This is a genomic window from Tepiditoga spiralis (genome assembly GCF_014701195.1).
In the GTDB taxonomy this organism is placed as follows: domain Bacteria; phylum Thermotogota; class Thermotogae; order Petrotogales; family Petrotogaceae; genus Tepiditoga; species Tepiditoga spiralis.
In genome coordinates this window covers 1777371-1798278 of sequence record NZ_AP018712.1, presented here as the reverse complement: position 1 = coordinate 1798278, position 20908 = coordinate 1777371, and the positions used below count along the sequence as shown (strand labels likewise).

Here is a 20908-nt window from a genome sequence, read left to right as displayed (position 1 = left end):
ATTAAATTAGTATTAAAATATATTTTACCATAAGAATGTTACATAAAATAAGTGATATAATATAAATATGGGAGGTGATGGTATGACTAAGAGTTTTAAAAATAAAATAATATTTATATCAATAACTTTACTTTTTTTAGCATTAATAATAGAGCTTTTTATATCATTTTATGGAATAAAAAAATTAGCTGATAATTCAGAAAAAGAATTAAAGATTGGTATGCAAAATATTTATAAAGAATATTATACTAATTACTTAAATAGCGCTTCAAACTTAATTGAAAGCAAAATAAAAAATATCTTTGAAAATCAAGCAATTGCAGGAAGTATTTTACAAGAATACTTTGACAATAATGAAGATTTTAAAGAAATAACAAAAACTATGATTAAGAATGATTACTCTAAAGATAAGTTAAAGTTCAATGGAAGATGGTATCAAAATGATTCAACTCAAAATACAGTTGTCCTTGTTCAAAGATACTGTTTAAATAAAGATAACAGTATAAGAGATGATGTTTTACAACAGATACATGATACTTCTATTTTAAATTTAGTATTACCAGCTATTTATAATAATAGTTCAAATCTTCTTTGGATATATTTTTCAGGAAGAAAAAATGGATCTTTTATGAGAATATATCCATGGAATGATGTTGGAAATGCAATGGATAAAGTTTATCCTGCTCATACAGACGTGCCAAATTGGGAAGCATTTAATCCAGGACTTGTTGAACAGTTTGAAGAAAAAAGAAAAAATAATTCAAATCTACCTTTAAAAGATTTTTCAATTATTAAAGGACCAACACAAGATGGAGGAACAGGAAAAATAATAATGACCTTAAACTATCCAATTTGGGATAAAGCAAGAAAAAAATTTGAAGGATCTTTAAGTGTTGATGTTACCATACAACAAATAATTGATTATATTAAAGAGTTTAAAGTAGTAAAAAATGGGTTTGGTTTTATTTCACAGTCTAATGGAAATGTTTTTGCCATAAATGATATGGGAATAAAAACATTGGGTTTAAAAGGTGAAAAAGAATCTACAATATATGGAAAAAAAGGTGTAGGATATAATCCAATGAAAAGATATTTTAAAGACAGTAAATATGAGAGTATAAAGAATTTAAGCCTTACAAGTTCTTCAGCAAAAACTGTATTTAAAAATATAGTAATAAATAATAAAAAGTATATTCTTGTTATGAAAAATTTGAATTCATTCAATACATGGAATAAAAACAAAGGTTTTTACAAAGAAAGTTGGACTCTTGGATTTTTCTTACCTGAAGAGTCATTATACCAAACTTTAGTTAATTCACAAAACACAATAAATTCTTCTACTCAAAATATTTTAAAATATCAAACAACGATTATTGTAATTTTAGTTTTTATTATTGGAATAATTCTATATTATGTTTTATCAAAATCAACTAAAAATTTAGAATATTTAGTGGATGCAACTCAAAGTATAAGTAAAGGTAATTATGACTTTAAATTAGATATAAAGTCAAAAGATGAATTTGGAAAGCTTGGAAGTTCTTTTAATAAAATGAAAGATGAGATAAAAGAAAGTTTTAAAAAAATTGAAACACAAAATGCTGAATTAAAAAAATTAAACGATGAATTAGAATTTAAAGTTTTAGAAAGAACAAAATCATTAAATAATCTTCTTGAAAAATATCAAAAAACCCAAAAGCAACTTGTTGAAACAGAAAAAATGGCATCACTTGGAAAAATAGTTGCTGGTGTAGCTCACGAAATAAATACACCTCTTGGAATAAGTGTAACTACAGTATCTCATCTCAAAGATAAAACAAAATCTTTAGAAAAAGATTTTTTAAATAATGAATTAAAAAAATCGACATTTGAAAATTATATAAAAGATACTTTAGAAATATCAGATATTACAATGTTTAACTTAAGACGTGCATCCGAATTAATACAAAAATTTAAAAAAGTATCTGTTGAAACTTCTAATGATATAAAAACAAACTTTAATTTAAAAGATTATATAAATAATACTATTTTAATTTTGAATAAAAAGTTAAAACAAAAAAATATAGAAGTCTTAATTAAGGGTAAAAATATAGAATTAAAAGGATATCCAGGAGATTGGTATCAAATAATAAATAATTTAATAATGAACAGTATAATTCATGGTTTTGAGAACAAAAAAAATGGAAAAATAAGTATAAGCTTTGAAGAAATAGAAAATAATATAGAATTAATTTATATTGATAATGGAAGTGGAATTGAAAAAGAAATAATTGATAAAATATTTGAACCATTTTTTACTACTAAAATGGGAAAGGGTGGTTCTGGATTAGGATTAAATCTTATATATAACTTAGTGACTCAAAAAATGAAAGGAAGTATAAAGTGTGAAAGTGAAATTGGTAAAGGAGTTAAATTCATTATAAATATTCCTAAAAATATATAATTTGTAACTTAATAAAAAAATGGTAGGATCTAATGGGATTCTACCATTTTTTTATTAAATCCTAAAATTAAAAGAAAATTAATATAAAAGTGTTGACTTTTTTTTATTTAAGACTTAAAATACAGACGTTAGTTAATATTATTTAAAGGAGAAAAACGAAATGAAAAAACTTTCTTTATCTAAAAAAATTATATGGAAAATAAAAAAAAGAATGAGAAAAAAATTTTAAAAGTAAATTTTATTTTTTTTTAATAAATGATAAGGGAGGAAAATAAATGGACATTTTTTTTATGTCAATTTTTTTAATATTAATAGGTGGTACTTTACCATTATTTTTAACTAAAAAATTTAATGTAATGAAATTTTTTTCAATAGGTTTGATATCTTTTGGCACTATAATAAGTTTAATTGAATCAATTTTTTTGCTTGTAAAATTCAATGGAAATATAAATTTTTCATATTTAAAATTACCTTATTTTCCTATTGAATTTCAAATAAATGAATTATCTTTATTTTTTATTTCTATAATAAGTTTAATAGGTTTTTTATCAATAATATATAGTTTTTCATATTTAAATAATGAAAAAAAATCTAAAAATATTGCAATTAACTATTTTTTTTATTCATTGTTAGTTATTTCAATGATGACAGTCGTTTTGTCAAATAATTTGATTACTTTTGCGTTCAATTGGGAAATAATGTCTTTGTCTTCTTTTTTTCTTGTTATTTTTGAATATAATAAAGAAAAAGTAAGAAGAGCTGGTCATATGTATTTTATATTTACGCACATTGGAGGAATGTTCATATTTGCTTCATTTGGTTTAATTTATGCTTATACAAATTCATTTTCATTCGATGGAATTTCAAGTTTACCTGAAAATATAAAATTAATAGCATTTATACTTTCTTTAATCGGATTTGGTTCTAAAGCAGGACTTATACCTATACATATTTGGTTACCTCATGCACATCCTATAGCTCCAAGTCATGTATCTGCAATTATGTCTGGAGTAATGATTAAAATAGGTATATATGGAATACTAAAAATGTATTTGTTATTAAATACAAGCATAACTTTGATACCTTATATTGTAATATCAATTGGAGTAATTTCTGGTATTTTGGGGGTTGTTTATGCATTAGGACAACATAATTTAAAAAAATTGTTAGCATATCATAGTGTAGAAAATATTGGAATTATTACAATGGGTATTGGTGTTGGAATGTTGGGTGTTACAATAAAAAATCCTATTATTACATTACTTGGTTTTAGTGGGGGTTTATTACATATATTAAATCATTCAATATTTAAATCTTTATTATTTTTAGGTGCTGGATCTATTTTACATCAAACAGGAATTGAATCAATTGAAGAAATGGGTGGTTTTTTAAAAAAAATGAAAGTAACTTCAATTACATTTTTAATTGGCTCACTGGCAATAGCAGGATTACCACCATTTAATGGATTTGTAAGTGAATTTTTAATATATTTTGGAGTATTTAATGGAATGAATTTATCAAACTTTCCATATGTTTTTTCATTGATTGTGATATTATCTCTTGTAATGATAGGAGGACTTGCAATAATGTGTTTTACAAAAGTAATTGGAGTGGTATTTTTAGGAACTCCAAAAACGAATAAAGCAAAAAATGCAAAAGAAAGTAATTATTTTATTTTAATTCCAATGATAATACTTACAATTTTTTGTATTTTTATAGGAATTTTTCCTTCAGTTTTTATAAATAATGTTTTTAATATAGTTAATAGTTTTAAATTAACTCAAAAAGTTAATATTGATTTAAAAATAGCTTCTAATATAACTTTTTCAAGTACACTTTTTATCATTTCTTTATTGATTATTTATTTAATAAGAAAGTATTTTTATAAAAATAAAAAAATTAAAAATAGCACTACTTGGGATTGTGGATATGGTTATCCTACATCTAAAATGCAATATACTGGAAGTTCTTATGCTCATGAAATACTAAATTTTTATAAACCTTTTATAAAAGTAGAAGAAAGTATAGATGAAATAAAAGGAATCTTTCCTAAAGGAACTATGTATGAATCAAAGACAATAGATGTTTCAGAATATTTAATAAAAAAGTATATTGTCAATCCAATTTTATTTATATCTAATAAATTAAGATGGATACAACATGGTGATGTTCATGGATACATAGCATATATTTTTATAGCATTAACATTGTTTTTGATAATGGGGGTTATTAAATGAAGTCAATAATTTTATTTATTTTAACAATATTTTTATCTCCTTTATTTTCAGGAATAATTTTAAAAACTAAAGCATTTTTTTCAGGAAAAAAAGGACCTTCAATTTTTATAAATTACTATACATTAAAAAAACTTCTTTTTAATAAAGGTTCTGTATATAGTAGTACAACAACTTTTATATTTAAAATTGGACCAATTATATCCTTTACTGTTGCATTAATAGCTTTGATGTTCTTTCCAATTGCAGGATTTAATTCAATACTTTCATTTAATGGAGATATTGTCTTTATAATTTATTTGATGGGATTGAGTAGATTTTTTACTATAATATCTGCAATGGATACTGGTTCTTCATTTGAAGGAATGGGAGGAAGCAGAGAAGGATATTATTCTGCTTTAGCTGAATTAACTTTATTTATGTCTATAATTTCTTTAGTTAATATGAATGGATACAGTTCATTTATGAATATACTCAATTTTAATAAAAACATTTGGAGTGATTATGGACTTTCTTTGATTTTAATAATAATTTCTTTATTTATGATTTTATTAACAGAAAATTCAAGAGTTCCAGTTGATGATCCAAAAACTCATTTAGAGCTCACAATGATTCATGAAGTTATGGTTCTTGATCATAGTGGACCAGATCTTGGTTTTATACATTTTGGTGCTAATTTAAAATTGATGTTTTATGCTGCATTCATTGCAAAATTATTAATGTTCTTTTCATTTAATAACTTTTATTTAGATACAATAATTTTTTATGGAATAATATTTTTAATTTATGTATTCATTGGCGTAATTGAATCTTTAATACCAAGATTTAAATTTGAAAAGGTTCCAAAATTTATTTTAACATCTTTTTCTTTATCAATTTTAGCCAATATATTAGTTAAGGGGTTTTTAAAATGAGTATATTAAATCTTTTATTAATGATAATATTATTTTCTTTGATTTTTAGTTTGAATTCAAGTAGATTGAGAATTTTAATTTATACAATATTTTTACAAGGAAGTTTAGTATCTTTAGTACCAATATTTATAGAAGAAAAAATTACTATTACAACTATAGTTTTTGCTTTTATCCCCTTTTTAGTAAAAGGAATTATAATTCCAACAATGTTAATAAAAGTGTTGGATAAAGTTATAATGAAAAAAGAATTAGAACCTATTGTTGGTTATCATGCTTCTATTTTTATATCAGTATTGATCATTGTTTTTTCATTTGTTATTCAAAATAAAATATCATTTCCAATTTCAAATAATCTTTTGGGAGTTACTGCAATAGCTACTATTTTATCAGGTATGTTCTTGCTTATTGCAAGAAGAAAGACTATTACACAGGTTATAGGATACTTAATGCTTGAAAATGGAATATATTTAATTGGAAGTATGTTAATTAATAAAAGTAGTTATATAGTTGAATTTGGTATTTTATTGGATATTTTAGTTGGAGTTATGATTATGGTAGTTATTTTACAACAGATAAATATAAAATTTGAAACTATAAATACCATAAAATTAAAAAATTTAAAGGAGTAAATGATGATAGAATTAATAGTGATTGTACCTTTTATAATTGGAATATTGATCTTTTTTGTAAAAGAATCAAAAATTTTATTACCTATTACTGGAATAATACATTTTACATTGACAATGTTAAGTTGGGGTGGTTTCCTAAAACCAATGTTTAATAAATATGTTTTTTTATCTTCTGATGGAATGATAGTACTATTAATTACTTCGTTTTTATTTTTGATAATATCTTTTTACACTGTTTTTTATTTAAAAGAAGTAAAATATGAAAACGAAAAAATATTTAATGCATTTATGATACTCTTCTTAGCTTCGATGAGTTCAGTTGCAATATCAGATAATTTAATATTATTTTGGATATCTGTGGAAGCAACAACAATAACAAGTGCACCGCTTATATTTATTCATAAGTCAAAAACTTCAATAGAAGCAGCATGGAAGTATGTAATAATATGTTCTGTTGGTATAGCATTAGCTTTACTTGGAACATTTTTAATTGCAATTGCAAGAGATGAAGCAAATTTAAAAATTGCATTGAGCTTTACTGAATTATATAAAAATCCATCTCTTTTAAAAATGGAATGGTTAAAAGCGGGATTTGTTTTTATTTTAATAGGATATGGAACAAAGATGGGATTAGCACCAATGCACACCTGGCTTCCAGATGCACACAGTGAAGCAGCAAGTCCAGCTTCTGCACTTCTTTCAGGTGCATTATTAAATACAGCATTTTTAGGCATTTTTAAAATAACAAAAGTTTTAAAAGTAACTGAGGCAGGAACTTTTGCTGAAATGTCTTTAATTATTCTTGGATTATTATCTATGTTAATAGCTGCAGTATTTATATTAAAACAAGTTGATTATAAAAGAATGTTAGCATATTCAAGTGTTGAAAATATGGGGATTATAGCCTTTGGAGCAGGAATAGGTGGAATAGCTGCTTATGGAGCTATTTTTCATTTAATACATCATGCATTAATAAAATCTTCTTTGTTTTTATCTGCTGGAAATGTTTTAATTAGCTATGAAACAAAACTCATAGAAAAAATTGGAAATATGGTAAAATTTTTACCTAAAACATTCATTGCTATGTTTTTAGGAACGGTTGCCATTCTGGGATTTCCACCTTTTGGATTGTTTTTTAGTGAGTTTTTGATAATTGTGGGCTCAATAAAAAAAGGAAAATATGTGGCTGTTTCATTGTTTGTTTTTAGTCTTATATTAATTGTTGCAGGTTTTATAAAGTATATGTTAAAGATGTATTATGATAAAACTGAATATGAACCTAAAATAAAAGAAAATAATTGGAGAGTTTATCCTCAATATATTTTGCTTAGTACATCATTTATTATTACTTTTTTTCAATTTAATCAATTGTTAGAACTGATTAATAAGGCAGTTGAAGTTTTTGGCGGTGCATTATGAATAAAAATTTTATAAATATAGAAAATACTAAAAAAATAAATTTATCTGAAGTGCCATTAAGTACTTTTGATGATTTTTATAATGAAATAGAGATATTAATGGCAAAAAATGCAAAAGTAATTCAATATTTTGCTTTTGAAATGAATAACAAAGTAATGTTAATCATTATTTTAAGAACAGAAATGCTTTGGATAGGACTTTGTGAAGCACCAAATGAATATGAATCACTAACAAAAAAATATGAACAATTTAATGAATATGAAAGAGAAATAGCAGAACAATTTTCAATAAAACCAATAGGTCACCCATGGTTTAAATCTTTAAGATACCATAAAAATTATGTTGGGAAAAAGGATTTATTTAATAATGATTATGAAAAAGTAATACCTGGAAATTATCCTTTTTATAAAATGGAAGGTGAAGAAGTTCATCAAGTTGCTGTTGGTCCAATCCATGCTGGTGTAATAGAACCGGGACACTTTAGATTTAATTGTGTTGGAGAAAAAGTATATAATTTAGAGATTCAACATGGATACCAACATAGAGGCATAGAAAAACAATTAGAGAATGTTAAATTAAAAAAAATACCAACTATTATAGAAAGTATAAGTGGAGATTCAACGATTGTTCACAGTATTTCATATTCAGAAGCTATTGAAGAAATGATGAATATAAAAATTAATGAAAATGAAAAATTATTAAGACTAATCTCTTTAGAATTAGAAAGAATTGCAAATCATATAGGTGATTTGGGAGCTTTAAGTGGAGATATAGCCTTTTTAACTGTTTCTTCTTATTATGGAAGAATTAGAGGAGAATTTTTGAATATACTATTAGAAATATCTGGAAATAGGTTTGGAAGAGGATTAATTAGGCCAGGAACTGAAAATATGATAAGTGAACAACAAAAAAATAATTTTATAAAAAAAATAAAACAATTAGAAAAGGAAATAATTAATGTTGGAGATATGTTTTTTTCTCAAGCTGGGGTATTGAGTAGATTAGAAGATACTGGAATTGTAGAAAAAAATATTGCAGAAAAAATAAATATGGTTGGTATAGTTGGAAGAGCATCTGGTATAAATTATGATGTAAGAAGATTTTTTCCAAATGAAAGTTGGAAGAAAATAAAGCTTGAAGAAATTATTGAAACTTCTGGTGATGCTATGGCTAGAGCGATGATAAGATATAAAGAAACAAAAGAATCATTAAAAATAGTACAAAATTTATTGAAAAAAATTAAAAGTATAGATTCAAAAGTTGTAATACAAAATTTTAAATTACCAAAAGAAACTTTGATTTTAACCTTGCAGGAAGGTTGGAGAGGAGAATTATCTCATTGTATAATAACAAATAAAGATGGGAAAATTATTAGGTATAAAATAAAAGATCCATCATTTAATAATTGGAAAGGTCTTGAAATTGCAGTAAGAAATGAAGGAATTTATGATTTTCCATTATGTAATAAAAGCTTTAATTTATCTTATTCTGGCTTTGACCTATAAAAGAGAGGTAATGAAAATGTTTTTTGATATAATAAAAAATAGAATTGAACAAAAAAATAGAACATCAAAATATCCTAAAAAAGAAATAGAACTTCCTAAAAATTATAGAGGACTTCCAAAAATAAATACAAATTGTTCAATAGAAATTGTAGAAAAATGTGCTGATGTTTGTCCGCAAGATGCGATAAATATAGAAAATAAAACAATTGATCTTAGAAAATGTACTTTTTGTGGATTGTGTGAAAAAGTATCAAATGGAAAGTTTGTTACTTTTACAAGAAATTTTGAAATGGCATCAACAAAATCAGAAAAATTAATTTTAAATGGAGAGGTTGAAAATTTAAAAGTTTCTACAAATAAATCATTTAAAAAGATGTTTGGACGTTCGTTACAATTGAGAGTTGTTTCAGCTGGTGGTTGTAATGCTTGCGAAGCTGATATTAATGTTTTAAATACACCATTTTATGATTTGTCAAGATTTGGTATACAATTTGTTGCTTCTCCAAGACATGCAGATGGTTTGCTAATAACTGGTCCAGTAACAAAAAATATGGAATATGCATTAAAAAAAGCATATAAAGATATTCCTGATCCTAAAATAATAATAGCATCTGGAAGTTGTGCTCTTTCAGGAGGACCATTCAGAAATAATATTGAACAAATTAATGGAGTAGAAAATATTTTAAAAGTAGATTTATTTGTTCCTGGATGTCCACCACATCCATTGACTCTTTTAAGTGCTATATTAGATTTTTTTGGTATAAAATAAAAAAATAGGGGGTAAAAAAATGAAAAATAAAGTAAAAAAGATTTCTAAAATAAATTCAATAATTTTTTTTGTTATATGGATAATAATAATGTTGCTTGGAGCAGATAAACCCCCACCAAAAGGATTTCTTATTGTAGTTTTTATACTATACATACAATCTGCAATTTTAGAAATATATAGTAATTTTTTAATACCTAAACTCATAAACAAGGAAAAAAATCTGTTTTTAAAAAATACAATGTATTGGAGTTTGTTTGGTTCAATAACATGGTTTATACTTAGCATTTTTCCTAACCTATTATTTAGAGAAAAAATTAATATTTATTTTAATTTAATTTTATTTTTAGTAATTTTAATTATAAGTATAATCAATAGTTTTATATATTATTTTTTTAATAAAATAATTATAAAAAATAATAAAAATTTTATTTAAGAATAATATTAAATTATAAGATAACTAACATAAAAAAGTGAAGTTAGCTAAGCTAACTTCACTTTTTAAATTAGTTTATTTCAAGTTCATAAATTCTAACGGCAGTATCTTCTCCTTGTGTTGCTTTTGTTACTGTTAGTTTTACGTATTTCGCTTCAACTGGTTTTATTGCATCTTTTGTAATTGCTTTTGTATTATTTTTTACATCTACAACTTTTTTCCATGTTTTACCGTCGATACTAACTTCTATATAATAATCTTTTGTATTGTATTTTGCATCTTCTCCACCAGCTTGTGCATGTTTTATTGTAAATTCTTTTATTGTTCTGGGTTTTTTAAACTCTATTAATATCCAGTGAGGTTCTTTTCCTACTGCGCACCATTTTGTTCTTATTTCATTGTCCATTATTAAATCAGGTGTTTCACCAGGATTACTTCCACTTGCTTTAAATAATATTTTTGGTTCTTCTACATATTTTTTTACTACTTTTCCTTGTACTTCAAGTTCATAAATTCTAGTAGCAGTATCTCCTCCTTGTGTTGCTTTTGTTACTGTTAATTTTACATATCTTGCTTCAACTGGTTTTATTATATTTTCTGTTATACCCTTTTTATTCCCTTTTATATCTACAACTTTTTTCCATGTTTTTTTATCATTACTAACTTCTATATAAAAATCTTTTGTATTATATTCTGCACTTTCTCCACCAGCTTGTGCGTGTTTTATTATGAATTTATTTATTGCTATTATATCTTTAAGATCTATCAATATCCAGTGAGGTTCTTTTCCTACTGCGCACCATTTTGTTTTATTATCTCTATCAACTGCTAAATTTGGAGTTTCAGTTGATACACAACCACTTGCTATTGCTTCTTTACCAGCTGCCTTATTTAATTTGTGTGTTTTGTATCCTAAAACTTGAAATTCATAAATCCTAGCAGCAGTGTCTCCTCCTTGTGTTGCTTTTGTTACTGTTAATTTTGCATATCTTGCTTTAATAGGTTTTATTAAGTATTCAGTTACGCCTTTTTTATTTCCTTTTATGTCAATAATTTTTTTCCATGTTTTTTTATCATTACTAACTTCTATATAAAAATCTTTTGTGTTCCATTCGGGGTTTTCTCCGCCTTCTTCAGCATGTTTTATTATGAATTTATCTATTATTTCTATTTGTCCAAGATCTACCATAATCCAGTGAGGTTCTTTTCCGATAGCACACCATTTACTGTTATTTTTTACTTTATCATCAAAACAAAGCGCTGGATATTCTGCTGGTACGTTTCCACTTGCTATTGCTTTTTTATTTAATGCATAATTTTCAAATGCATTTTTTTCTGCCAAAACTTGAAATTCATAAATTCTAGCAGCGGTGTCTCCTCCTTGTGTTGCTTTTGTTACTGTTAATTTTATATATTTTGTTCTTGTTGGCTCTATTAAATGTTCAGTAATTGCATCTTTATTTCCTTTTATATCTACAACTTTTTTCCATGTTTTACCATCCTTACTTATTGATATATAAAAATCTTTTGTATTATAATCAGGTGATTCACCACCAAATTCAGCATGTTTAACTATGAACTTTCCTATTTTTTGTTCTTTTTCAAGAGTAACATATAATTCATGAGGTTCTTTTCCAATTGCACACCATTTTGTTTTTTTCTTTCCATCAAGAGCCATTTTAGGCGTTTCTGTTGGTACATTTCCATTTGCTGTTGCCTCTGCAGTTAATGATACAACTTCCATTTCTTTTTTTGCATTTTTAGATACTGTAATATATTTTTCTTTTACAAGAGTGTCTTTTCCAACAGCATTTTTTGCAATTATAGTTACTCTGTATTCTCCTTCTTTAGCATAAGTTACTTTTGGATTTTCTTCTTTAGTAATAAGTGGTTTTCCTCCTGAAAAGAACCATTTTACTTCATCATATACTTTTGATTTGTTTTGAAATTGAATAGTATCTCCTGGAGCTATAAAAGTTTTATCAACATAAAAATCTGCTTTTGGTTTTGGATATGCTACCCAGTCAAATGATACGATTGATTCTTTTCCTCTTTCATAAAGTTTATTTACTGGGATTACTATTAAATTAGTTTTGTTTTCAGATGCTGATAATCTATTTAAGTTTGAAACAAAGAATACATTATTATATGTACTGCCAAGATATTCTCTTTCTCCATTTATTTTTTCTCTATATATTTGATACAACAAATTTTTTTGATTATTTTTCCATTTTAATCTGATATTTGCATAAATTCCATTAATAAAATCAATTTTTGTGATTTTGAGATTATTTGGAGTTTCTATTAAATTTTTTTCATTGTTTGTTATTGCTATTCTACCTAAATTAAATTCATAATTTTTTATTTCATTATTTGTTTTAAATTTTAACAATATTTCTGTAATTATTTTTGATTCATAATTTGATAATGAAATAACCTTCTTATTCCAAGAACTTTTATTTTCGTTTAATACAAAATAAATAGGTTCTGTTTTATCTTTTAACTTTATTCCTATTTCTGCAACACCAAGTGTATTTGCTTTATTAATGATTGTAAGTTGTGTATTTTTATTTACTTTTAAGTTTGTTTTATATAATTTTATTGTTGTTTCATCTTTTAAATTTCCACTTATTTTTAATGAACTACCTCCATAATAAGCATCAGTCCAATCAAAATCAATTTTTAAAGGGTTTCCATTAATTATCCATCTCCAAGTTGGTAAAATATCTTGTAAGCTTCTATTATTCCAATCTTTTGTACTCAGTAATTTTCCATCAACTGAAAATGAATGTCCATTTCCTGTATTAAAGTTTGTAACAAAAGGTAATTTAACTATTGGTGTTTTTGCAGGAAAATAATTTGCTAATCCTTTCCAATTAGACTTACTTTCTGTATTGCTTGGATCGTTATTTTCACCTATCCAATATCGACTTGCTTTTTTATAAAATTCTTCTTGATTTTTTGAACTTGAATAGGTCCAATTTGGACAATAAATTCCAAGGGATACTTTTGGCGTTTCTTCTTTTGGAAATATTCCATCCCAATGAACCGTTGTATTGTATCCATTTGCTTGTGTATCAATTCCTGCAAAAATAGTGTAGGGATCTACTCCTATTTTTTTTGCATAACTTCTTGTTGAATCCATATCTTTCCACCAGAAGTTTAAAAATATACTATCTGATACTTTTAAAAATCCATCATTTTTTTCATTTAAGGCGTTTTGCCAATCAATTTTTCCATTTTCAGTCATAGCATCATACCACATTATTTCCATATTAGGTTTTTTATGATTTTCAAAATACTGTATAAATTCTTTCATAGTATTTGCGTCTTCTTGCGAAACTCCATCTGTTTCTTGATTTATAAACCAGCCATCAAATCCGTAATAATCGGCTACTTGAATTAATTTATCTGCCATTAGAAATTTTTCAAATAAAAGAACTCCATCTTTTTTTATAAAATCTTTGTACCACTTTAATTGTCCACCATATTTTTTTGGAGGAAAAAATATGGTTCCTAAAACTTTTACACCATTTTTATGTGCAGCATTAATTACATCAGCACTTGGTGCAACAATTATTCCTTCCGATGCGGATCCTCCCCACATAACTAATTTGTCAACATATTGCCAATAATTGAATGTATAAATATTAAATTTATTTGAACCCTCAGATGGATTCTTTGAAGTTGTTGGGTGCATTATACTCAACACTGTTAATTTTGCTTCACCTTTAGCATTTTTATTTACAATTTCTCCAACTTGTCTTTCACTTAATGGAATTATACCTCTGTTAAAATCAGAATCTGCATCATTTTCTGGAGACCAGTTTAATAATGTTTCTGGAAACCAATAAGATGAATATGGTTGTTGCGAAAAAATACTAATACTAACTAATAACAAAAATACAACAATCACTGTTTTTCTAATATAATTTTTCAAAGATGTTCCCCCCTTTTTTTATAGTTCATTTGCAAAATGACATGCTACTTTTTTGTTTTCATTACTTTTTAATGGTTTAAGATCTGGTTTTTGATGTATACATATATCTTTTTTATATTTACATCTTGGATGAAAAGGACATCCAGATGGAAGGTTCGCAGGATCTGCCACTTCTCCTTCAAGTAATTCTTTATGATTTCTTTTGTGTGGATTTGCTATTGGTACAGCTGAAAGTAACGCTCTTGTATAAGGATGAGTTGGTTTGTTAAATATTTCTTTCACATCTCCTATTTCAACTATATTTCCAACATACATAACAGCCATTCTATCACTTATATGTTCTACAACACTTAAATCATGCGAAATAAATATCATTGAGAGTTCATATTTTTCTTTTAATTTTGTTAAAAGGTTTAAGAGTTGTGATTGTACTGAAACATCAAGTGCTGATGTTGGCTCATCTGCTAGTAAAAGTTTAGGTTTTAATGATAAAGCTCTTGCAACACCTATTCTTTGTCTTTGTCCTCCACTGAATGCATGTGGATATCTTTGTAAATATTTTGGATTCAATCCAACATCTTTTAAAAGATTTATTGCAATTTCATCTAATTTTTTATTGTCTTTTATATTTTTATTTATTTTTAGAGGTTCTACAATGATATTTCTAACGGTCATTCTTGGGCTCAATGAAGAAAATGGATCTTGAAAAATCATCTGTATATTTTTTCGTATTGATTTTAATTCTTTTTTGTTTAATTCCAATATATCAATTTTATTATTTCCATTATTAAATAAAATTTTTCCTTCGCTCGCATGTACTCCTCTCATAATAGTTTTTATTAAGGTACTTTTTCCACATCCACTTTCTCCTACTATTCCAAGAGTTTCATTTTTTAATAGTTCAAAGTTCACACCATTTACAGCTTTTACATGGTTGATTACTCTATTGAATATTCCACCTCGAATTGGAAAGTATGTTTTTAAATTTTTTACTTCAAGAATATTTTCTTTATTCATTTTCTTCACATGCCTTTTCATATAAAAAACATCTTACAAACTGTCCCTTTTTTATTTCAATAATAGGAGGTTTATACTTGTTGCATTTTCCCTTTATGGAAAATTCACATCTTGGTTCAAATTCACATCCATTAGGAATTGAAAATGCATCTGGTACCATTCCTTTTATCGTATCTAAGTATTTTTTAGATGTTTTATTTGGTATGGACTTTAATAATGCTTTTGTATATGGATGTTTTGGATTATCAAAAATATCAAATACTGTTCCACTTTCTACTATTTTTCCAAGATACATTACTATAACTTCATCTGCCATTTCTGCAATAACTGCAAGATCATGTGTGATAATTAAAATAGACATTTCGTATTTTTTTTGTAAGTCTTTTAATAGTTTTATAATTTGAGCTTGAAGAGTCACATCTATTGCTGTTGTTGGTTCATCTGCAATTAATAATTTTGGATTACATGATAGTGCCATTGCTATCATTACTCTTTGTCTCATTCCTCCACTCAATTGAAAAGTATAATCATTTATTTTTTTTTCAGGACTGGGTATTCCAACATTTTTTAATAATGTAATGGCTTTTTTTCTTGCTTCTTTTTTTGTTAACATACTATTATGTATTCTAATTGCTTCTATTATTTGACTACCAACAGTATGAATTGGACTCAAAGCAGTCATTGGTTCCTGAAAAATATAACCTATTTCTTTTCCTCTTATTTCTCTTATAATTTTTCCCTTTGGATCTAATTTTGCTAAATCAATAATTTCTTTTTCGTTTTTATAAAAAAGAACTTCACCATCAATTATTTTTCCAGGCCAAGGCATAATTTGTATTATTGATTGTGCAGTAACAGTTTTTCCGCTTCCACTTTCTCCTACTATTCCAACTGTTTTTTGCTTTTCAATAAAAAAATTTATGCCATCTACAGCCTTTACTGTTCCTTGATCTGTTTCAAAGTATGTTTTTAAATTTTTAACTTCAAGAAGTTTGTTATTCAAATTAATCATCCTTTATATTAATTTGTTTAAAATATTCTTTTTTCATCCAATTTTTTTGTATCTTATTTAATTTTAAAAGCATTTTTTTTCTACTTTCTTCACTATCAACTAATTTTGAACTTTGTAAATACTTTATCAAATTAGTAAGTTTTTTTAAACATTTTTTTTGTACATTTTTAGTGTTTTTTAACCATATATTTGGTGGATTTTTAGTTTCTAATATGTATTCTAAATGTTTGTGTTTTTCTACTATAAATTTATTTATTGAAAGCTCAAAGAAAACTTTACTTATAAATACGAATATCATTATTAAAATTAAAAACATTAAATAAAAAAATACCATAATTAATCCTTTCCTTTCTATTTACTGTATGGATCTGCTGCATCTCTCAATCCATCACCTAAAAAATTAAACATAAGTACTGTTATTATTACAAACAATCCAGGTAATAATAGCCATGGATGATAAGCTAATGCAGACAAATTTTGTGCATCTTGAAGTAATACTCCCCAGCTAACTGCTGGTGGTTGTAAACCTAAACCTAAAAAGCTCAAACCAGTTTCTCCAAGTATCATTCCAGGTATACTTAAAGTTATAGAGACTATTATATAACTCATAAAAGAAGGTATCATATGTTTTGTAATTATCCAAAAGTCTGATGCTCCAGCATATTTAGCTGCCATTATAAATTCTTCATTTCTTAAAGATAAAAACTTTCCGCGTACAACTCTTGCAAGTCCTCCCCATCCAACTAAAGAAAGTATTATAACAATTGAAAAATATACTTTTAAAATTGGCCAATTTCTTGGCATTGCTGCTGCAAGTGCCATCCATAATGGGATTTGAGGTATTGAAATTAATACATCTATCATTCTTTGAATTATAGTATCTGCAATTCCACCATAATAACCTGAAATACTTCCAAGAGTAACACCTATTACAAAAGTTAAAAATACTCCAATTAAACCTATTGTCAGAGAAATACATGCTCCAAATACTACTCTTGAAAATAAATCTCTACCAAGTCTATCCGTTCCAAATAAAAAAATATGACCTTTTTTTGTTCCAAATAAGTGAATGTCTGTTTTAAATAAATTCCATAACTTATATTTTTCACCTTTTACAAAAAAATATATTTTATATTTTTTTGTTTTATTAACTTCATATGTTCTTTTAAATGTTTTCATATCTAATTTTTTGTTATACCCATAAACAAAAGGTCTCAAATGAAATCCTTTTTCATCAAAAAAATGAATTTTTTGTGGTGGGGCGTATTGATACATAGAAAATCTTTTTGATTTACTATATGGTGAAATGAATGGTGCAAATATAATCATTAAATAAAGAAAAATCAACACAAAACTTGAAATAATTGCTAATTTATGTTTTTTAAAGTTCCACCAAGTCAGTTGGAGTTGAGAGGCTGTAAATTTATCTATTTTTTTTGACTTTTTCTTAAACATTTTTTTCATTCCTTTCATACCTAATTCTAGGATCTGTAAGTGCTAACAGAATATCTGAAATTAGAGTACCTATTACAGTCAAAAAGCTCAAAAGTAAAACAAAACTTGCTGCAAGATACATGTCTTGAAATTGTAAAGATTCAAGCAATACAGTTCCTGTTGTTGGTAAATTAAGAACATTTGCAACTATTGCATCTCCAGAAATTATTCCAGGTAAAACCCATCCAATAGTACTAATTAAAGGATTTAAAGCTATTCTAACTGGATATTTAAATAATATTTTTCTTTCACTTAATCCTTTTGCTCTTGCTGTAACTACATATTGTTTTTTTAATTCATCCAACAAACAACCTCTCAAAGTTCTTATTATACCTGCTGTTCCAGATGTTCCAATTACGACTACTGGTACCCAAATATGTTTCATCATATCTAAAAACTTTCCAAAATTCCATGCAGAATCAGCATATTCTTGTGAAAATAAACCAGTTATTGTAACTCCAAAATATTTGTATGAAATAAACATTAAAATTAATGCTAATAAAAAATTAGGTACTGCAAGTCCTATAAATCCTATAAATGTTGCTCCATAATCAAAAATAGAATACTGTCTTGTTGCAGATAAAACCCCTATTGGTATAGCAACTACCCATACAAAAATCAAAGTAGTTATAGAGATTATGACTGTCAACATCAATCTTTCACCAATAACTTCAAAAACAGGTTTATTCCATTTAAACGATCTACCAAAATCTCCACGAGAAATGATTTTCCATATCCATATAAAGTATCTTTGAACAACTGGTTTATCAAGACCATAACTCACTCTTAAGTTATTTAATTCTGTTTCTGATACAGTACCACCTTCTTTTGTTAATTGAGCAATTTTTGAAGTTAAAAAATCTCCTGGTGGTAATTCAATAACTATAAAGCTTATTATAGATATTGCTATTAATATTGGTATAATTTGGAGAATCCTTTTTATAATATAAGTTATCATCAGTTCCTCCTTAGCTTCGTAAAAAAATTTTTTTAAAACTAACCGTAGATTTAACTACGGTTAGTTTAAATTTTATTTTACATTGTCAAAAAAGTATTGTTCTTCCATAGAAGGTCCCCATTGTGGATCTAAGCCATTTACTACATTTTTTAAATGTTTATTTATAATTACAGGTATTGGTATGTTGTTTACTGTACCTATTACCCATAAATTTTCTGATTGTGATTTTAGTATTTTTTTCCCAAATTCAATTCTTTCTTTATTTGAAATTGTACTTGTAAATTTATTATAATATTCAAATAATTTTTTAACTTCTAAAGGTGGTTCTTCTCCTTCTTTTCCATTTGTTGTGAACCATGTTCTCCATGCAGGTCCCCAGTTAATCATTTCATATGGAACAAAAAAGAAAAATGGATTTCCAGGTCTTGAAGCATCTTCATGCCATACAGACATGGTTGTTTTGTTTGCACCTTGTCTTTGATACCATAAACCACCATCTATAACTTTCATTTCAGTTTTTATTCCTATATCTTTCCAATAACTTGCAACTAATTCTGTTGTTGGTACCAAGCTTGGATTAACTTGAAAAAATTCTATATTTATTGTAAAAGGTTTACCATCTGGACCTATTCTCCAACCATCTTTATCTTTTTTACTGAGACCAATTTTATCTAAAATTTCTTCTGCTTTTTTAGGATCATACTTTATATAAGCATTTCTAAATGACTTTTCTACAAATGGAGAACCAGGTGCATCACAAGCTTGTGATGGTGTACCAAACCCATAATAAACAAGCTCATTTATTTCATCTCTATTTATTGCAAGAGATAGAGCATGTCTAAATTCTGGGTTTCTCATTATTTTTCTCCATGTTTTATCTTCATAAGTTAAGTTTGGAAAGTAACATGCTTTTGTATTTATACTTTTTATTGGAACAAGAACTGTATTATACTTTCCTTTTTCTTCATTAGCTTTGTACAAAGCTAAATCGCCAAGCGATGTGTTTATTGTAAAATCAAGTTCTCCAGACATTATTTTCATATTCATCAATTCTTGATTGCTAATAGATTCATATCTAACTTTATCTATATATGGTAATTGATTCCCTTTTTCATCAACTTTAAAATAATAAGGGTTTCTTTCGAAAATAGTAACATTATCTGATGGTTTTTCTACAACTACATAAGGATCGAGTACTGGATAACCTATATCCTTTCTATGATTCCATGGACTTGATTGCCATTTTCTTTGAAATAATTTTCCCCAGCTTTTTTCATCAAGTTTTTCTTTTTCGAGTAAAGGTTTTAATTTATCCATTGAAGTATATTTTGCATGAAATTTTTTTAAGTAATGTGAAGGATTAATAAAAAAATGATAACTTCCTCTTGCAATTGATTGTAATTGTAATAAAAATAATCCATATGGTTCTTTAAAATCTAATTCAAATGTATATTTATCTATTATATTTAATTTAACTTTTTCTCCGCCTTTGACTAACCAATCAGGAAAAATCCTTGTTATATTTTTATTAGAATAAATATCTTCTAAAGTAAATCTAACATCTTCAGTAGTTACAGGATATCCATCTGACCATTTTAATCCTTTTCTTATAGTAAATAAAAATTTTTTACCATTATCCATAACTTTCCAACTTTCAATTACATTTCCTTCAACTAATTTTTCGTCAAAAACAGGTATGGGACCTGTGGATTCTATTGTGTTTTCCACAAGTAATGCTCTCATTTCATTTCCTTTTGATATGTGTAAAGTTCCGCCATATTTACCAATTTCTTCTCTTACTTTTACAACTTTTGGATGAATAGGCAGTCTGTTATCCACAGAAGGTAAATCTCCATTTTTTACTCTTTCCATTAACATTGGTGATTCACTATAACTTCCAAAAATTGAATTCACCATAAAAAGCATAAATAAAAAACTCAAAAAAATTTTCAATCTTTTTTTGCTCATTTATAATCCCCCTTTTTTACTAAAAATGGTTTTTATTGGTACGTATCTTTTAGATACCAATAGTAACATTTTGATTATATCAAATTAAAATTTATTTGTCAACCACATTTTTATATCTATTTTAAACAAATATTTTAATACTTTGATTTAATTTTAATTTATAAGTTGTTTTTTAT

Annotated in this window: 15 protein-coding genes; 8 read left to right on the top strand and 7 right to left on the bottom strand. The window is 25.9% G+C overall.

From position 1 onward, the window contains the following. Positions 1 to 82 precede the first annotated feature (82 nt). The 8 genes from IGS63_RS08400 to IGS63_RS08365 all read left to right on the top strand — a co-directional run bounded on the left by IGS63_RS08400 (position 83) and on the right by IGS63_RS08365 (position 10343). The gene (locus tag IGS63_RS08400; RefSeq protein ID WP_190614092.1) at positions 83 to 2440 is read left to right on the top strand and encodes an ATP-binding protein; all 2358 of its coding nucleotides are present in this window, start codon (positions 83 to 85) and stop codon (positions 2438 to 2440) included. 275 nt (positions 2441 to 2715) lie between these two features. Continuing rightward, entirely contained in the window at positions 2716 to 4677 is a 1962-nt protein-coding gene (locus tag IGS63_RS08395; protein WP_190614090.1) for a proton-conducting transporter transmembrane domain-containing protein, read from the top strand. After that, positions 4674 to 5588, top strand: coding sequence for a respiratory chain complex I subunit 1 family protein (locus IGS63_RS08390; protein ID WP_190614089.1), 915 nt, complete (start codon positions 4674 to 4676; stop codon positions 5586 to 5588). The genes IGS63_RS08395 and IGS63_RS08390 overlap by 4 nt, the downstream gene beginning before the upstream one ends. Continuing rightward, positions 5585 to 6217, top strand: a complete 633-nt coding sequence (locus IGS63_RS08385; RefSeq protein WP_190614087.1) for a hydrogenase — start codon at positions 5585 to 5587, stop codon at positions 6215 to 6217. Before IGS63_RS08390 ends, IGS63_RS08385 begins: the two co-directional genes overlap by 4 nt. 3 nt (positions 6218 to 6220) lie before the next feature. Beyond that, positions 6221 to 7636: a proton-conducting transporter transmembrane domain-containing protein gene (locus tag IGS63_RS08380; protein ID WP_190614085.1), complete on the top strand. Its 1416-nt coding sequence runs from the start codon at positions 6221 to 6223 to the stop codon at positions 7634 to 7636. After that, complete coding sequence (locus IGS63_RS08375) at positions 7633 to 9141, top strand: hydrogenase large subunit (protein WP_190614083.1); 1509 nt, start codon at positions 7633 to 7635, stop codon at positions 9139 to 9141. Before IGS63_RS08380 ends, IGS63_RS08375 begins: the two co-directional genes overlap by 4 nt. Positions 9142 to 9157: 16 nt before the next feature. After that, positions 9158 to 9910: an NADH-quinone oxidoreductase subunit B family protein gene (locus IGS63_RS08370; protein ID WP_198423043.1), complete on the top strand. Its 753-nt coding sequence runs from the start codon at positions 9158 to 9160 to the stop codon at positions 9908 to 9910. A 19-nt stretch (positions 9911 to 9929) separates the two neighbouring features. Next, positions 9930 to 10343 carry a hypothetical protein gene (locus IGS63_RS08365; protein ID WP_190614079.1) on the top strand — a complete coding sequence of 138 codons (414 nt, stop codon included), beginning with the start codon at positions 9930 to 9932 and terminating at the stop codon, positions 10341 to 10343. Between the two features lie 70 nt (positions 10344 to 10413). On the opposite strand, the gene IGS63_RS08360 is transcribed toward IGS63_RS08365, so the two are convergent. From IGS63_RS08360 to IGS63_RS08330, 7 genes are all read right to left on the bottom strand, one after another. Beyond that, positions 10414 to 14283: an endo-beta-N-acetylglucosaminidase gene (locus tag IGS63_RS08360; RefSeq protein ID WP_190614077.1), complete on the bottom strand. Its 3870-nt coding sequence runs from the start codon at positions 14281 to 14283 to the stop codon at positions 10414 to 10416. A gap of 18 nt (positions 14284 to 14301) precedes the next feature. Further along, positions 14302 to 15300, bottom strand: coding sequence for an ABC transporter ATP-binding protein (locus IGS63_RS08355; protein ID WP_190614076.1), 999 nt, complete (start codon positions 15298 to 15300; stop codon positions 14302 to 14304). Then, positions 15293 to 16303, bottom strand: coding sequence for an ABC transporter ATP-binding protein (locus tag IGS63_RS08350; RefSeq protein WP_232521186.1), 1011 nt, complete (start codon positions 16301 to 16303; stop codon positions 15293 to 15295). The genes IGS63_RS08355 and IGS63_RS08350 overlap by 8 nt, the downstream gene beginning before the upstream one ends. 1 nt (position 16304) lies before the next feature. Next, positions 16305 to 16646: a hypothetical protein gene (locus tag IGS63_RS08345; protein ID WP_190614073.1), complete on the bottom strand. Its 342-nt coding sequence runs from the start codon at positions 16644 to 16646 to the stop codon at positions 16305 to 16307. Positions 16647 to 16663: 17 nt separating this feature from the next. Next, the gene (locus IGS63_RS08340) at positions 16664 to 17776 is read right to left on the bottom strand and encodes an ABC transporter permease (RefSeq protein WP_420856912.1); all 1113 of its coding nucleotides are present in this window, start codon (positions 17774 to 17776) and stop codon (positions 16664 to 16666) included. After that, positions 17760 to 18764, bottom strand: coding sequence for an ABC transporter permease (locus IGS63_RS08335; protein WP_190614069.1), 1005 nt, complete (start codon positions 18762 to 18764; stop codon positions 17760 to 17762). The genes IGS63_RS08340 and IGS63_RS08335 overlap by 17 nt, the downstream gene beginning before the upstream one ends. A gap of 72 nt (positions 18765 to 18836) precedes the next feature. Next, positions 18837 to 20732: an ABC transporter substrate-binding protein gene (locus IGS63_RS08330; protein ID WP_190614067.1), complete on the bottom strand. Its 1896-nt coding sequence runs from the start codon at positions 20730 to 20732 to the stop codon at positions 18837 to 18839. Positions 20733 to 20908: the final 176 nt, after the last annotated feature.

Excerpts from the sequence above, each read along its gene's own strand:
- IGS63_RS08400 (WP_190614092.1), top strand. The coding sequence starts at position 83 with ATGACTAAGAGTTTTAAAAATAAAATAATATTTATATCAATAACTTTA.
- IGS63_RS08395 (WP_190614090.1), top strand. The coding sequence starts at position 2,716 with ATGGACATTTTTTTTATGTCAATTTTTTTAATATTAATAGGTGGTACT.
- IGS63_RS08390 (WP_190614089.1), top strand. The coding sequence starts at position 4,674 with ATGAAGTCAATAATTTTATTTATTTTAACAATATTTTTATCTCCTTTA.
- IGS63_RS08385 (WP_190614087.1), top strand. The coding sequence starts at position 5,585 with ATGAGTATATTAAATCTTTTATTAATGATAATATTATTTTCTTTGATT.
- IGS63_RS08380 (WP_190614085.1), top strand. The coding sequence starts at position 6,221 with ATGATAGAATTAATAGTGATTGTACCTTTTATAATTGGAATATTGATC.
- IGS63_RS08375 (WP_190614083.1), top strand. The coding sequence starts at position 7,633 with ATGAATAAAAATTTTATAAATATAGAAAATACTAAAAAAATAAATTTA.
- IGS63_RS08370 (WP_198423043.1), top strand. The coding sequence starts at position 9,158 with ATGTTTTTTGATATAATAAAAAATAGAATTGAACAAAAAAATAGAACA.
- IGS63_RS08365 (WP_190614079.1), top strand. The coding sequence starts at position 9,930 with ATGAAAAATAAAGTAAAAAAGATTTCTAAAATAAATTCAATAATTTTT.
- IGS63_RS08355 (WP_190614076.1), bottom strand. The coding sequence starts at position 15,300 with ATGAATAAAGAAAATATTCTTGAAGTAAAAAATTTAAAAACATACTTT.
- IGS63_RS08345 (WP_190614073.1), bottom strand. The coding sequence starts at position 16,646 with ATGGTATTTTTTTATTTAATGTTTTTAATTTTAATAATGATATTCGTA.
- IGS63_RS08340 (WP_420856912.1), bottom strand. The coding sequence starts at position 17,776 with ATGAAAAAAATGTTTAAGAAAAAGTCAAAAAAAATAGATAAATTTACA.
- IGS63_RS08335 (WP_190614069.1), bottom strand. The coding sequence starts at position 18,764 with ATGATAACTTATATTATAAAAAGGATTCTCCAAATTATACCAATATTA.
- IGS63_RS08330 (WP_190614067.1), bottom strand. The coding sequence starts at position 20,732 with ATGAGCAAAAAAAGATTGAAAATTTTTTTGAGTTTTTTATTTATGCTT.